Annotated in this window: 11 protein-coding genes; 4 read left to right on the top strand and 7 right to left on the bottom strand. The window is 69.8% G+C overall.

What is annotated here, in order from left to right; translation table 11 throughout:
• From FUT87_RS12490 to FUT87_RS12480, 3 genes are all read left to right on the top strand, one after another.
• On the top strand, window positions 1-830 hold an 830-nt coding region (locus tag FUT87_RS12490; protein ID WP_186830505.1), incomplete at its 5' end, for a glycoside hydrolase family 3 C-terminal domain-containing protein.
• Window positions 827-2,311 carry a glycoside hydrolase family 125 protein gene (locus FUT87_RS12485; RefSeq protein ID WP_222617127.1) on the top strand — a complete coding sequence of 495 codons (1,485 nt, stop codon included), beginning with the start codon at window positions 827-829 and terminating at the stop codon, window positions 2,309-2,311. The genes FUT87_RS12490 and FUT87_RS12485, both read left to right, overlap by 4 nt.
• 3 nt (window positions 2,312-2,314) lie before the next feature.
• Entirely contained in the window at window positions 2,315-4,639 is a 2,325-nt protein-coding gene (locus FUT87_RS12480; protein ID WP_147241223.1) for a GH92 family glycosyl hydrolase, read from the top strand.
• Window positions 4,640-4,642: 3 nt separating this feature from the next.
• On the opposite strand, the gene FUT87_RS12475 is transcribed toward FUT87_RS12480, so the two are convergent.
• Window positions 4,643-5,815 carry a sugar MFS transporter gene (locus FUT87_RS12475; RefSeq protein WP_255511793.1) on the bottom strand — a complete coding sequence of 391 codons (1,173 nt, stop codon included), beginning with the start codon at window positions 5,813-5,815 and terminating at the stop codon, window positions 4,643-4,645.
• A 222-nt stretch (window positions 5,816-6,037) separates the two neighbouring features.
• A complete protein-coding gene (locus tag FUT87_RS12470) occupies window positions 6,038-7,027 on the bottom strand; it encodes a LacI family DNA-binding transcriptional regulator (protein WP_091727636.1) in 990 nt (329 codons plus the stop codon).
• 306 nt (window positions 7,028-7,333) lie between these two features.
• Here FUT87_RS12470 and FUT87_RS12465 point away from each other — a divergent pair, with 306 nt between their 5' ends.
• Window positions 7,334-8,041, top strand: a complete 708-nt coding sequence (locus tag FUT87_RS12465) for a bifunctional 2-polyprenyl-6-hydroxyphenol methylase/3-demethylubiquinol 3-O-methyltransferase UbiG (protein WP_186830504.1) — start codon at window positions 7,334-7,336, stop codon at window positions 8,039-8,041.
• 190 nt (window positions 8,042-8,231) lie between these two features.
• On the opposite strand, the gene FUT87_RS12460 is transcribed toward FUT87_RS12465, so the two are convergent.
• The 5 genes from FUT87_RS12460 to FUT87_RS12440 form a co-directional block, all read right to left on the bottom strand.
• Window positions 8,232-8,738 carry a hypothetical protein gene (locus FUT87_RS12460; protein WP_147241221.1) on the bottom strand — a complete coding sequence of 169 codons (507 nt, stop codon included), beginning with the start codon at window positions 8,736-8,738 and terminating at the stop codon, window positions 8,232-8,234.
• Window positions 8,739-8,876: 138 nt separating this feature from the next.
• Window positions 8,877-10,259, bottom strand: coding sequence for a glycoside hydrolase family 5 protein (locus tag FUT87_RS12455; RefSeq protein WP_147241220.1), 1,383 nt, complete (start codon window positions 10,257-10,259; stop codon window positions 8,877-8,879).
• Between the two features lie 122 nt (window positions 10,260-10,381).
• Window positions 10,382-11,842 (bottom strand): MFS transporter, encoded by a 1,461-nt coding sequence (locus FUT87_RS12450; RefSeq protein WP_091727621.1) that lies wholly within the window; start codon window positions 11,840-11,842, stop codon window positions 10,382-10,384.
• Window positions 11,843-11,850: 8 nt separating this feature from the next.
• Window positions 11,851-13,266 carry a GH1 family beta-glucosidase gene (locus FUT87_RS12445; protein WP_147241219.1) on the bottom strand — a complete coding sequence of 472 codons (1,416 nt, stop codon included), beginning with the start codon at window positions 13,264-13,266 and terminating at the stop codon, window positions 11,851-11,853.
• 39 nt (window positions 13,267-13,305) lie between these two features.
• Window positions 13,306-14,620, bottom strand: a 1,315-nt coding sequence (locus FUT87_RS12440; RefSeq protein WP_255511792.1) for a GDSL-type esterase/lipase family protein, incomplete at its 5' end; no start/stop codon positions are given.

Raw genomic sequence — 14,620 nt, 5'->3', positions numbered from 1 at the left:
CCGCGCGCCAGGCCGATGCCATCGTGGCCTTCGTCGGCCTGTCGCCCGATCTGGAAGGCGAGCAGCTGCAGCTGGAGGTGCCCGGGTTCGATGGCGGGGACCGCAGCTCGCTGGACCTGCCGGCGGCGCAGGAGCGCCTGCTCCAGGCGGTGCAGGCCACCGGCAAGCCGCTGGTCGTGGTGCTGCAGTCGGGCAGCGCGGTGGCGCTGCGCTGGGCCGCCGAGCACGCGGACGCGGTGCTGGCCGCCTGGTATCCGGGCGAGGCCGGCGGGCAGGCGATCGCGGAGACGCTGCTGGGGATCAACAACCCGGCAGGGCGGCTGCCGGTGACCTTCTACCGCTCGGCGCGGGACCTGCCGCCCTTCGCCGACTACGGCATGCAGGGCCGCACCTATCGCTACTTCAAGGGCTCGCCGCTGTGGGCCTTCGGGCACGGGCTGAGCTACACCCGATTCGCCTACCAGGCGCCGCGCGTGTCGAGCGCGGTGCTGAACGCGGGTGAGGCGCTCACGGTCGAGGTCGAGGTGGCCAACGCCGGCGATCGCGATGGCGACGAAGTGGCGCAGGTCTACCTCGAGCCCGAGACGCCGCTGGCCGTGGCGCCGGCGCACGCGCTGGTGGCCTTCCAGCGCGTGCCGCTGAAGGCTGGCGAGCGCCGAACGCTGCGCTTCGAGCTCGATGCCCGCGCGCTCAGCCAGGTCGACGCGTCGGGCGTGCGCGCGGTGCTGCCGGGCCGCTACCGCCTCGCGGTGGGCGGCGGCCAGCCCGGCCATGCCGAGGTGCTGCGCGCCAGCTTCGAGATCCAGGGCCGCCAGGAGTTGCCGCGATGAAGGGGCCGGACATGATCGATTCGCCGGCGCGGCGCGCGCTGCTTGGGTTCGGCCTGGCCGGTGGACTGAGCGGTCTGGGCATGACCCGCGCGCTGGCGGCCGACCGCCCCCCTTGTTCGAATGCGCGCTTCACCAGCTCGCGGCCTCCGCCCGGCCAGCGCCGCTTCGTGAGCCCCGTCGTCGACGCCGCCATCGCGGACCTCCAGCGCCGCATCGGCGATCCGGAGCTGGCCTGGATGTTCGGCAACTGCCTGCCCAACACGCTGGACACCACGGTGACCGAGGGCACCGTCGACGGCAAGCCCGACACCTTCGTCATCACTGGCGACATCGATGCGATGTGGCTGCGCGACTCGTCGGCCCAGGTCTGGCCCTACCTGCCCTTCGCGCGTGAGGACGATGCACTGCGGCGGCTGATCCGCGGCGTCATCCATCGCCATGCGCGCTGCCTGCTGATCGATCCCTACGCCAATGCCTTCCTCGAAGATCCCCACGCGCGCACGAAGCTCAAGTGGGCCATCGGCGACCTGACCGACATGCGCCCCGGCGTGTCCGAGCGCAAGTGGGAGCTGGACTCGCTGTGCTGGCCGATCCGCCTGGCCCACGGCTATTGGCGCGCCACCGGCGACACCGCGCCCTTCGATGCCCAATGGGCCGAGGCGATGCGCGCGGTGCTGCGCACGATGCGCGAGCAGCAGCGCAAGACCGGTCCCGGTCCCTACCGCTTCCAGCGCAAGGCCGAGGCGGCCACCGAGACACTGGTCCTCGATGGCTACGGCCATCCGGGCCGGCCGGTGGGGCTGATCCATTCGATGTTCCGGCCGTCGGACGACGCCTGCGTCTTCCCGTTCCTGGTGCCGGCCAACCTGTTCGCCGTCGTGTCGCTGCGCCAGCTCGCGGCGATGGCGGACGCAGTGCTGCACGACGCCGCGCTGGCGAGCGAGGCCAAGGCCCTGGCCGACGAGGTCGCGGCCGCGTTGCGCCGCCACGCGCGGCTGCGCACGCCGGCGGGCGAGGTCTGGGCCTATGAGGTCGACGGCTTCGGCAACCAGTTCTTCATGGACGACGCCAACGCGCCCAGCCTGCTCAGCCTGCCCTACCTGGGCGTCTGCGCGGTCGACGACGCGCTCTACCGCCGCACCCGCGCGCGGGCCTGGAGCGTGGACAACCCGTACTTCTTCCGCGGCCGCGTGGCCGAGGGCACCGGCGGGCCGCACGAGGGCCTGCGCATGATCTGGCCGATGTCCCTGGCGATGAAGGCGCTGACCGCGCCCGCCACGGCCGCCGGCGACGCGGAGATCCGCCAGTGCCTGCGCTGGCTCCGGGCCAGCCACGCGGGGACGGGCTTCATGCACGAGGCCTTCGACCAGGACGACGCCACGCACTTCACCCGCCCCTGGTTTGCCTGGGCCAACGGCCTGTTCGGCGAACTGATCCTGAACCTGGCGCGGCATCGGCCCGCGCTGCTGCAATCGAGCTGATCCATGACCTCACGCCGCGACCTGCTCAAGATGGCGCTCGCCACCGGCCTGCCGCTGACCGGCTGCGCCGGCCCCGCGCGCCAGGCCATTGCCCCGGGCGCTCCCGCGGACGAACGCCTCACCCGTCATGTCGACGTCTTCATCGGCACCGGCGATCACGGCCACACCACACCCGCGGCGACGCGGCCCTTCGGCATGGTGCAGTTGGGGCCCGACACCTACAACGCGGACTGGGACGCCTGCTCGGGCTACCACGACAAGGACCGCTCGATCATGGGCTTCTCCCACACGCACCTCAGCGGCACCGGCATCGGTGACCTGCTGGACGTGCTGGTGATGCCCTGCGTCGGCGAGGTGCGGCGGCAGCCCGGACCGCCCGGCCATCCGGAGCTCGGCTGGCGCGCGCCGTTCACGCATCAGGACCAGTCCGCCGAGCCCGGCTACTACCGAGTCGCGCTGCGCGATCGCGATGTCAGCGTCGAGCTCACCGCCACCGAGCGCGCTGGTCTGCATCGCTACCGTTTCGGCCCGCACACGCGCAGCCATCTGATGGTGGACCTGCGTCATGGCATGCAGGACAAGCCGGGCGTTCCCACGCGCGTGCCCTGGGCCGAGCTGGAGGTGGTCGGCGACGACACGCTGCTCGGCGGCCGCGCGGTCGACCAGTGGGCGCAGGGCCGGCAGGTCTACTTCGCGATGCAGTTCTCGCGTCCCTTCGAGCGCTTCGAGGTGTTCAACGGCAACGGTGCGGACGGCGCGGCCACGCGTGTCTCGCGCGGCACGCAACTGCTGGCGGCGCTGCACTGGCGCTCGGAGCCGGGCGAGCCGCTGCTGGTCAAGTGCGGCATCTCCTACGTCAGCGCGGAGGGCGCGCTGCGCAATCTGCGCGAGGAGCTGCCCGGCTGGGACTTCGAGCAGGTGCGCGCGTCGGCCAGCGCGGCCTGGGAACGCGAGCTCGCCGCGCTGCGGTTGCGGACCTTCGACGAGCGGCATCAGCGCATGCTCTACACCGCGCTGTATCACTCCCTGCTCGCGCCGACCCTGTTCAGCGACGTGGACGGCCAGTACCGCGGCATGGACCTGCGCGTGCATCAGCTGTCGCCCGGCGAGCGCAACTACACGCAGTACTCGCTGTGGGACACCTACCGCAGCCTGCATCCGCTGCTGACGATGCTCACGCCGGCGCGCGTGCCGGACCTGGTCAACAGCCTCATCCGCATGGCGGAGCAGAGCGATCAAGGCGTGCCGGTGTGGCCGCTGCACGGCCGCGAGACCGGCTGCATGATCGGCTACCACTCGGCGGTGGTGCTGGCCGAGGCCCAGGCCAAGGGCTTCGCCGGCATCGACTTCCAGCGCGCCTGGCCGCTGTGGCGGCAGCGCGCGATGGACGACTCGTACCGCGGTCTGCCCGATTACCGCCGGCTGGGTTTCATCCCGTCCGACCGCGAGGAGGAGGCGGCCAGCAAGACCCTCGAGTACGCCTACGACGACTGGGCGCTGGCACGCCTCGCGCGGGGCGTCGGCGCCGAGGCGGACGCGGCGTTGCTGCGCCAGCGCTCGCTGAACTATCGCCACGTCTTCGATCCGGCGCTTCGTTTCGTGCGGCCGCGCCTGGCCGACGGCCGCTGGGCCGAGCCCTTCGATCCGCGGGCGCTGGGCCATTCGGATCGCTGGCGCGACTTCACCGAGTCCAATGCCTGGCAGGCCACCTTCCTCAACCAGCACGACGTGGCCGGCTACATGGCGCTCTTCGGCGGCGAGACGGCCTTCGTCGCCCAGCTCGACGCGCTGTTCACCACGAGCTCGGAGCAACTGCCGGGCGCGCCGCCCGACATCTCGGGGCTGATCGGCCAATACGCCCATGGCAACGAGCCCAGCCACCACATCGCCTATCTCTACGCCTACGCTGGCCAGCCCTGGAAGACGCAGGCGCGCGTGCGGCAGATCATGGACACGCTCTACAGCGACCGGCCCGACGGCCTGTCCGGCAACGAGGATTGCGGGCAGATGTCGGCCTGGCTGGTGCTCAGCGCGCTGGGGCTGTACCCGGTGGACCCGGTCAGCGCGCGCTATGTCTTCGGCAGTCCACTGGTGGAGCGGGCCGAGCTCGCATTGCCGGGCGGCAGGACGCTGGAGATCGAGGCGCGCGGCAACGGCCCGGACCGGATCTACGTGCAGTCGGTGACCTGGCGGGGACAGCCGCACACGCGCAGCTGGATCGACCACGCCAGCCTGATGCAGGGCGGCCGGCTGGTGTTCACGATGGGGGCCGAGCCCGATCCCGGCTTCGGCGCGGCGCTGGCGTCGCGGCCGCCAGCGGCCGTCTGAGCCTCACTGCTTCACGTACATCGAGGCGTAGCGCGCCCCGAAGTAGAGGATGAACGCATAGCAGGCGGCCGGCAGCAGGAAGGACAGCTGCACGCCCAGGTGGTCGGCCAGCGCTCCCTGCGCGAAGGGCACGATGGCGCCGCCGACGATGGCCATGCACAGGATGCCGGAGCCCTGGCCGGTGTGCCGGCCCAGGCCGTGGATGGCCATGCTGAAGACGGTGGGGAACATGATGGAGTTGCACAGGCCCACGGCCAGGATGGCCCACATCGCGACGCTGCCGTGGCCGAAGGTGGCGGTCAGCACCAGCGCGATCGCCACCAGCGCATTGAAGGCCAGCGTCCTGCCGGGGCTCACCGACCGCATCACGACGAAGCCGATGAAGCGTCCGACCATGGCGCCGGCCCAGTACAGGCTGACGTAGCGCGCGGCGTCGGCATGCGCCAGGCCGGCGATGTTGCCTTCGCCCAGGAAGTTGATGAGGAAGCTGCCGATGCTCACCTCGGCGCCGACGTACAGGAAGATGCCGATCGCGCCCAGCACCAGATGGCGGTGCGCCCAGGCCGAGCCGTGGCCTTCGCCGTCCAGGGCGAGGTCCTCGCCGTCCTCGATGCGCGGCAGCCTGGCCTTCAGGAAGCACAGCGCCAGCAGCGCGAGCGCGGCGGCCAGCGCGAGATAGGGGCCGCGCACGGTGGACGCCGCGCCGGCGGCGGCGCCGGAGATGGACAGGATCAGCAGGCCGCCGGCGGCGGGACCGATGGTGGTGCCCAGCGAGTTGAAGGCCTGGGTGAGGTTGAGGCGGCTCGAGGCCGTGCGGGCCGGACCGAGCACGGTCACGTACGGATTGGCGGCGACCTGCAGGACCGTGATGCCCGAGGCCAGCACGAAGAAGGCCAGCAGGAACAGGCCATAGCCGCCGAAGGAGGCCGGGTAGAACAGCGCGCAGCCCACGGCCGCGATCAGCAGGCCCGCCACCGCGCCCCGCTGGTAACCCAGGCGCCGGATCAGCGCGCCCGCGGGCAGCGAGACGATGAAGTAGGCGCCGAAGAAGCAGAACTGCACCATCATCGCCTGCACGTAGCTCAGCGTGTAGATGGCCTTGAGGTGGGGGATGAGGATGTCGTTCAGCGAGGTGATCAGCCCCCACATGAAGAACAGCACCGTGACGATGACCAGCGCGCCGCTGTGGCCGCTGTCACTGGTGGCGGGTCCGGCGCGCGCCCGATGCGGCCGCGGCGGGGCGGGGGGATACGTGTTCCATGTTGTCTCCGTCTCGTGATGGGATCGCCGTGACGCCTTCGCTGCGTCGCTGCGTCGAAGCGTCAGGGGGTCAAGGCCTTGCGGTGTCACGCCGCGAGGCCGGCCCGCAGTGGCTCGGGGGACGCGGGAGGCAGGGCGCTAGTCGTCGCAGCTGCTTTCACGCACGACCAGGTCGACCGGCAGGACGAGTTCCTCGATGGGGTCCTCGGGCTTGAGCCGCAGCAGCAGGTCGACGCCGGCGGCGCCGAGCGCCTCCTTGTCCACCCGCAGCGTGCTGAGCGGCGGCACGCTGGTGGCGGCGCCGCTGATGTCGTCGAAGCCGACGATGGCGATGTCCTGCGGCACCTTGATGCCCTGGCCGCGGCAATGGGCCATCGCCACGAGGGCCGTGCTGTCGTTGTAGCAAAGCACGGCGTCGGGCGGCCTGGGCAGGCTGAGCAGGCGCTGCATCGCCTCGACGACGCCGCTGTCGCCGTCGCCCAGTTGAGGAACGATGACCTCGAGGTCGGGATCGGCCAGCGTCCTGGACTCGAAGAGCGCACGACGGAAGCCGCGGTTGCGCTGCTCGATGCTGAAGTGCGCCAGCGACCCGGACAGCATCGCGATCCGCCGGCGGCCGCTGCGCAGCAGATGCCGGGTGGCGAGGTAGCCGCCCATCGCGTTGTCCGGATTGACCGAGGTGAAGCCCCGTTGCTGCATGTCGATCAGCACCATGGGCTTGCCGGTCTGCTTCAGCGCGGCGAGCACTTCCGGTTCGAAGAAGCCGGCGCACAGCAGGGCGTCGGGCTGATGCAGCCGGATCTGCTCCATCACCGGCGCGGCGGGACCGACCACGTTGAAGGACAGGGCGATGCCCTCGCGCCGGCAGGCTTCCTCGGCGCCATGCAGGACCGGCGAGAAGAAGGGGCTGGAGGCCAGCGTGTTGTGCTGGCTGTGCAGCAGGAAGGCGATGCGCCGGATGCGCACCTTGCGCAGCTGGGAGAAGTCGTAGCCCATCCGCTGGGCGGCGTCCTGGACCTTGAGGCGGGTGGCATCGGTCATCCCCGCCTGGTTCTTGAGCGCGCGCGAGATGGTGCCGGACGACAGACCGGTCGCCTGGGCGATGTCTCGGATCGTGACTTGGCTCATGGACGCGTGAACATTTACTAAACACCTCGTGAAGAACAACCTGCAAGACGAGCTTGACCGCCAGTCGTTCTGCCATCGGGGTTTCGTTATAGATCGGCCCTGCCGCGAGGGTCAATCGGAACGATTGTCCAGCGCTGTCTTTATCTGGATTTACTAAACAAGACAGACGCGTCTAAACGGAACCGGGGATGGGCCTTGCCTCAATCATCGGAACGCGCGTCGGGCGCGACCCCGGGTCAGAATGACGCTCGCGTCCGAATGGTCGGACGCGATTGGCCGGAACGCCCCGCCACTGCGACCAACAACATGGACGCCACCCGCGAACCCCACTTCACTGGCACCGGCCCGGGTAGCCAAACCCACGACGGCTGCTCCGTCGAGCTCTACCGCCGCGCCAGGTACGCCGGCGAGATCGATCACCTGCGCTCGCACTTCCTCGCGGGTACTTCAGTCCTTGACCTTGGTTGCGGCACCGGCTTGCTCGCCCATCGACTCCTGGACTTCGGCTGCACCGTGACCGGGGTCGACAACTCCGCGGAGATGCTGGCCCACGTCTCCGAGCGCGTGCGCCGCATCCACGCCGACATCGAGCGGCTCGATCTCGGCGAGCGCTTCGATGTCGTGCTCCTGCCCAGCGGCCTCATCAATCACGCCGAAGCCACCGTCCGGCGCGCCTTCATCGCCGCCGCCGCCCGCCATGTCGCGCCGCACGGCCAATTGATCCTTCAATGCCAGGACGCCCACTGGCTGCGCACCGCCGCCCTCGGACCGCTGAGCCGATCGAGCGAGCTGTCGATCGACGTCACCGCATTGGCGCGCGCCACCGTCGATGGCATCGAACAAGTCCGCATGACGCTGCGCTATGTCATGGGCGATGACTCGTGGACGCACGCCTTCGCGTTGGTGCCGCTGGACGAAGCGGCGATCGCGGCGCTGCTGCGCGATCACGGATTCGACGCACCGGTGGCCCTCGACGACGCGCGTCGCTGGTTCGCGGCGAAACCGCGGCGCTGACCGGACCCTGGCCGGCGCTCGCCGACCTCCCGCGATTCACCGCAACTGCCGTTCGATGGACGGCGATTCCGCTTGAAATGTTCAGCGAGTCGACCTCTGAGCCGGGCGTGGTGCGATGGCTGATTGCGAGCCGGCGGCCTCAGCCGCGGCGGTCGAGCCGGAGCTCGATGCATGCGCCAGCTCGTGTCGCTCATCCCGCGTCGCGTCGCTCGCCGCGACGCAAGGCGCCGTCGGCGAGGCGGTCGCGATAGTCCTCGATCGCCATCGAGCCGCAGCGGTCCTGGCCGTCCTCGGTCCAGCGCAGCACCGCGCGGTGCTCGCTCTGCTCGATCGTGCAGGGGCCGCGAGGCACCTGCACCGCGTCCTCGACGGTGGCCTGCAGGGTCATCGGGCGCTCGACGAAACCCTCGCAGGGCGCGGACAGCTCCGGCCCGCCGGCCGATGCGGTCGGGGCCGCATCGCCGCCCGGCGGCATTTCGCTGCCTGGCTTCAGCGTCCAGTCCTTCGCGTCGCGCAGGGTCGTGTGCGGCTCGGCGATCTTGGTCGCCCCGCCGACAGCGATGGGATCGCTCGCCGGGAAGGTGTCCTCGATGGCGCTGTCCAGCAGCTCCTGGTAGGTCGGCAGCTTCTCGCTGGGGTGCTTGGCTTCACCGGCGAGGCGCTGGGCTTCCTTCTTCAACTGATCGGCTTGCGGCATGGCGTGCGGGGGAGAGTCGTTGCGGGGAGCGGCGCGTCCTCGGGACGCGCCGCCGGGCGGCTGGCGCTCGCCGCCCCTGGCCCTGCGGCAAGCGGGATTCCCATGCGTAGGCAAGTGGAAGCGCCGCCGCGCGCACCCTCACTTCGCCGCGTCGACGATGCCGCTCACGATCGACGGATAGACCACCGCGCCGGTGTTGCGGTCGAACAGCCCCATGCTGTGGTTGTCGTTCGGATAACCCGCGTCCCAGTAGACCGGCACCGCGCCACGCGTCCACGCCGCGCGCGCCACGTAGCGGTCCCACGCCGTGCGATACGTCTCCGCGCCGGCGTACTCGGTGCGGCGGATCGCGCCGAACTCGCCCAGGATCACCGGGATGCCCTGGTCGACGAAGCGCGTCTTCATCTTCTGGAACTGGCCGTCGATGTAGGCCTCGTTCGCCCAGGTCTCCGTGTTGGCCGCGCTGGTCGCACCCGCGCCCCATTGCCAGATGCTGCTGTTCTGGTTCAACGTGAAGTTATAGGGGTCGTAGAAGTGCACTTCGATCATCAGCCGGCGGCCCACCGAGTCACTCGGCATCGTCGCGAAATTCACCGTGTGGTCGATGTTGGTGTTGAAGCCCTGCACGATCAGGTGGCGCGCCAGGTTGTTGCCGCCGGTCGCACGCACCGCGTTCACGAAGGTCTGGTTGAAGCTGTTCTGCACCGTGTAGTACTCGACCGTCGGCGTGCCGTAGTCGCCGTCGACCATCACCTCGTTGGTGCCCGCGAACAGCAGCGTGTCGTCGTAGCCCTTGAAGTTGTTGGCGATCTGCGTCCAGAACTTGGTGATGCGCGCATTGACCGCCGACTGCTGGGCATAGGTCGGCTGCATCCAGCCGCCATCCCAGTGGATGTTGATCATCGTGTACAGGCCGGCGTTGCGCGCGTAGTTGACGACCTGCGTCACGCGCGCCATCCAGGTCGCGCTGATGTTGTCGTTGGCATCGGCGTACTGCTTCCAGGACACGGGGATCCGCACCGTCTTGAAGCCGGCCGCCTTCACCGCGTTGAACATCGACTGCGTCACCGCCGGATTGCCCCACGCGGTCTCGCCGCCAATGGCCTCCAGCGAGTTGCCCAGGTTCCAGCCCGCGCCCATCAGCTTGGACAGCTGCAGGCTGGTCAGGTCCCGCATGCCGGGCACGGTGAGCACGAAGTTCTGCGTCGACTTGGCGCCGCAGCTGTTGGTGTACGTCGCCACCGCGGTGCAGCTGGCCTTGGCGGTCAGGCCCAGCTCGCGCGTGTTGGCCGATGCGCCGCAGCCGGTCCAGGACCACGAGCCGCCGCTGGTCGGCTGCGGTCCGAGCGTCAGCGTGCCGCCGGCGGCCACCGTCGCCGACGAGGTGTTGCTCCAGGCGCCGCTGCCGACCCTGACGTAGGGCTTGATCGCCGTCGGCGAGCAGCTCTGCGCGCCCGCCTCCAGTCCGCTCGTCAGGCCGGTCGCCGCCATCAGCAGCGCGGCCAGGGTTCTTGCCTTCATCGTCTTGTCTCCGTGAGTTTGTGATGGGCATGCGCGCGGTCGCGCGCATGGTCCGGCGAGGACTCTGGAAAACTCGATAGACAGCAGAGGGACAGCGGGCGCCGGCACCGGCCGGCGCGCCTTCAGACGGCGCCGCGCTGGGCTTCGAGGCGGGCGCGGATCTCCGCCATGCCGCGCTCGGTCAACTCGAAGCGCGACACCGAGATCAGCGCCAGCAGCAGGCCCAGCACCGGGATGGCCGACAGCAGGATGCGGATCATGAAGATCGCGTGGTCGCTCTGCACCGGCAGCTTCGAATCGAAGCCGGTGAACTGCAGGATCCAGCCCGAGGCGCCCACGCCCAGCGCGATGCCGACCTTGGAGATCCACGACTGGCAGGCCGCGAACGAGCCCTCGCGGCGCTGGCCGGTCTGCAGCTCGTCGTAGTCGATGACGTCAGCCACCGTCGAGCCGTAGAGCGTCCAGAAGCCTGCGCCGGTGAAGGCGACGAAGCCACAGGCCAGCAGCTGCAGCGCGGGGCGCTCGGGGTCGTAGAGCCACCAGTCGCCGATGAAGGCGCAGATCGCCAGCGACAGCACCAGCGCCAGCGCCGCGCGCTTGCCGTGGCGCCGCGCGATGTAGTTGAAGAACGGGATGCCGAGGAAGCCGAACACCATGCCCGCCACGCCCATCGCGGTGTTCCACTTGGTCGCCAGCGCGATGTCGCCCTTGCAGACGTAGTAGACGGTGGCGTAGTAGCCCAGCGCCGACACCATCGCCGTGCCGATGCCGTAGGCCAGCATCATGCCCAGGATGTGCCGGAACGGCCGGCAGCGCAGCGTGCGCCACAGCGTGTCGGCGAAGGGGATGTGCGTCTGCGAATGCGCGACCAGCTTCTCGTAGTAGCGCTCGCGTACCGTCATGAACATCACGATGGACACCGCCACCATCACCGCGCCCAGCAGCGCGCAGTAGGTCTGCGCGCCGCGCAGGATGTCGGGCTTGCCGTCGGCGTCGTGGAACCAGGCCAGCGTCGTGAACTGCGCGGCGAAGAACATCGCCAGCTCGGGCGCCTTCTGGATCGCGTTCTTGATCGACATCACGTTGGTGCGCTCGTGATAGTCGGGCGTCATCTCCGAGCCCAGGCTCAGCCAGGGCATGTTGAAGCAGCTCATCACCGGCACGTAGATGGCGGTGGAGATGACCATGAACATGAAGTACTGCATGTCCGTCCACCCGCGGCCGACGGCGAACATCAGCGGCAGGCCGATGCCCGCGAGCACGCCGCCGACCAGGATGAAGGGCCGGCGCCGGCCATAGCGCGTGCGGGTGTTGTCGGAGATCCAGCCGAAGATCGCATCCGACGCGGCGTCGATGAAGATCTTGATCATCTGCGCCGTGGAGATCAGGCCCGGCGCGACGCCCAGGAACACGTTGAAGACGTGGAAGGCGAGCGACGCATAGAGCCAGTGGCCCCACAGGTCGATCATCGAGCCGAGCCCGTAGCCGACCTTCTGCGGCATTGGCACGCGGTCGGCGGGACGGATCACGTGCGGCGCCGGCGCGGTGCCGGAGTCGGAGGAGGTCAGGCTGGTGGCGCTCATGGCGGGCCTCAGAGGATGCGGCGTTCCTGGACGATGCGGGCGTAATACCGCGCCGAGAGCTTGGGCGTGCGGACCAGCGTGCCGTAGTCGCAATGCACGATGCCGAAGCGCCGCTGGTAGCCGTCCTCCCATTCGAAGTTGTCGATGAAGGACCAGAGGAAATAACCGTTCACCGGCACGCCGTCGCCGATCGCGCGATGCAGCTCGCGCAGGTGGCCGCGCACGAAGTCGCGCCGGTGCAGGTCGTGGCATTCGCCGTCGGTCACCGGTTCGTCGTCGTAGCCGCAGCCGTTCTCGGTGATGTAGATCGAGCGGTGGCCGTAGAGCTGCACCGCCATCCGCGGCGCCCAGTACATCGACTGCGGCACCAGGTGCAGCCAGGGCGGATCGGCGCGCGGATAGTTCTTCGGCAGCGCGAGCTGCTCGTAACCCTGTTCGTTGTCGGCCGCGCGCACGTAGTGGCCGGTGTAGATGTTCAGGCCCAGGAAGTCGGTGGGCTGGCTGATCAGGTCGAAGTCGCCGGGCAGCACCTTGGGCGCGGCGGCGCCGACGCGCTTCAGGTAGGACTCGGGATAGTGGCCGGCGTGGATCGCGCCCAGGATGTGGGCATTGCGGTCGCGGAACCAGGCGGTCGCGGCGGCGATGTCCTCGGGGCTTTCGCTGACCGGCACGCTGACGTCGCAGTTGTCGGTCAGGCCGACCTGGGCACCCGGGCCGCCGTGCTGGCGCACCGCGCGCACCGCGTGGCCATGGGCCACGATCGCATGGTGGTAGGTCTGGTTGACGACGGCTTCCGGCTCGCGGCGGCCCGGCGCCTTGGTGCCGAAGCCGTAGGCCAGCATCGTGAAGCAGCGGATCTCATTGAGCGTGATCCAGTGCTTCACATCATCGGCGAAGGCCTTCACGACGACCTCCGCATAACGCGCGAAGGCGTCGACGGTCTCGCGCGAGGTCCAGCCGCCGCGCTCCTCCAGCGCCATCGGCAGGTCCCAGTGGAACAGCGTGACCCAGGGCGTGATGCCGTGCTTGCGCATGCTCGCGAAGAGGCGGCGGTAGAAGGCGATGCCTTCCTCGTTCACCGCGCCGGTGCCGTCGGGAATGATGCGCGGCCAGGCGATGGACATGCGGTAGTCCTTCAGGCCCAGCGAGGCCATCAGCGCGAAGTCCTCGTCGAAGCGGTGGTAGTGGTCGACGGCCACGTCCAGCGTGTCGCCGCCATGGACGGCGCCGGGCTGGCGGCTGAAGCGGTCCCAGTTGGACTCGCCCTTGCCGCCTTCGAAGGCGGCGCCCTCGATCTGCGGCGCGGACGCGGAGACGCCGAACACGAAGCTGGCCGGGAAGGGCGAGGCGTAACCGAAGGCCGGCAGCGGCGTCAGCGGGAACAGCGGCGAGGGAGCGGTGGTGGAACTCAAGGGACTGCTCATGGGTCAGGGTGGATCGGGGCCGGCGCGGACGGGGCCGGCTCAGCGGGAGACTTCAAGGAGACGCAGCAGCGTCGGATTCATCGCTTCCGCCCAGAGGCGGTAGCCGCGTTCGGAGGGGTGCAGCCAATCGGGCATCACCTCGGCCGACAGCGTGCCGTCGGGATTCGTCAGCGCCGCGCCGATGTCGAGGAAGTGGACGACCTCGCCGTCGGCGAAGCCGCGGATCAGCGCATTGATCTCGTTGTTGAGGCGGCGGCCGCGGCCGTCGGGCTTGGGATCGCGCGGGAAGATCGCCAGCAGCAGGATCTTGCTGGCGGGCTGGCGCATGCGGATCTCGTCGATCAGGCGGCGGATGCCGGCGGCCGTGGCCGTCGGCTCGTCCTGCCGGTCGCCGGTGTTGTTGGTGCCGATCATCAGCACGGTGACCTTGGGCGCGATGCCGTCGATCTCGCCATGCTGCAGGCGCCACAGCACGTTCTCGGTGTGGTCGCCGCCGAAGCCCAGGTCCAGCGCGTCGTAGCGCGCGTAGTGCTCGGCCCAGACCGCCTTGCCGGCATCTTCCCAACCTTGGGTGATGGAGTCGCCGATGAACACCACCGACGGGTTCTTGCCCGCTTCGCGCATCGCGCGGATCGCGGCCAGCTTCTGCTCGTGGCGCGGCATCCACCAGTCCAGCGACCAGGACTGCAGCAGCGGCGAGGGCGTGACCGACTCGGTGCGGTAGTTCGGGCAGACCGCGTTGGGCTGGCCGCGTCGCAGCACGCGCACGTTGGCGATCGACAGCTCGCCGCGGCCGCCGGTCTCGACCGAGAACGGCAGCGTGACGCGGCTGAAGTCGTCGCCGTCGCGATGGAAGCACGACAGCGCGAAGGACAGCCGCTGCCACCCCTGGCCTTCGAGCGCGCGGCCCGGCAGCAGGAAGTTGAGCTTGCGCTCGCAGCCATCGCCGCAGGCCAGTTTGAACGAGAGCCCGCCCTGGCTCAGGTCCTTGACGTTGATGTCGAACTCCAGCGTGCCGTGCGCGAGGTAAGGCCGCAGGTCGACCGGCGTGTCGCCGGTCACGCGCAGGCTCGCATACCAGGTGTCCTGCCAGCTCATCGTGACCGCGTCGCGCGCGCCGTCCTTGCCGCTGCGCCGGGCCGAGATCCGGGTGTTCGGGGACTCGGGCTTGGGCGCCGGGGGCGAGTCGGCGCGATCGCCGGTCAGCGGCGCGCTGCGCTCGAAGTCGCCGATCGTCAGCTGGTAGCCCTTCATCGGCTGGCCGACGAAGACGCGCAGTTCGTCGGCGGGCGCGGGCGGCGCGTCGGCGGCCTGCGCGCCGGTGGTCGCGCAGGTGAGGGCGGCGGACGCGGAC

The organism is Mitsuaria sp. TWR114, from assembly GCF_007997345.1.
The sequence above is the reverse complement of the archived record's forward strand: the minus strand, read 5'-3'. Positions and strand labels throughout refer to the sequence as shown.

What these genes read in the sequence shown, in the direction of transcription:
- FUT87_RS12460 (WP_147241221.1), bottom strand. Translation starts at nt 8,738, where the DNA reads ATGCCGCAAGCCGATCAGTTGAAGAAGGAAGCCCAGCGCCTCGCCGGT.
- FUT87_RS12450 (WP_091727621.1), bottom strand. Translation starts at nt 11,842, where the DNA reads ATGAGCGCCACCAGCCTGACCTCCTCCGACTCCGGCACCGCGCCGGCG.
- FUT87_RS12470 (WP_091727636.1), bottom strand. Translation starts at nt 7,027, where the DNA reads ATGAGCCAAGTCACGATCCGAGACATCGCCCAGGCGACCGGTCTGTCG.
- FUT87_RS12445 (WP_147241219.1), bottom strand. Translation starts at nt 13,266, where the DNA reads ATGAGCAGTCCCTTGAGTTCCACCACCGCTCCCTCGCCGCTGTTCCCG.
- FUT87_RS12485 (WP_222617127.1), top strand. Translation starts at nt 827, where the DNA reads ATGAAGGGGCCGGACATGATCGATTCGCCGGCGCGGCGCGCGCTGCTT.
- FUT87_RS12455 (WP_147241220.1), bottom strand. Translation starts at nt 10,259, where the DNA reads ATGAAGGCAAGAACCCTGGCCGCGCTGCTGATGGCGGCGACCGGCCTG.
- FUT87_RS12465 (WP_186830504.1), top strand. Translation starts at nt 7,334, where the DNA reads ATGGACGCCACCCGCGAACCCCACTTCACTGGCACCGGCCCGGGTAGC.
- FUT87_RS12480 (WP_147241223.1), top strand. Translation starts at nt 2,315, where the DNA reads ATGACCTCACGCCGCGACCTGCTCAAGATGGCGCTCGCCACCGGCCTG.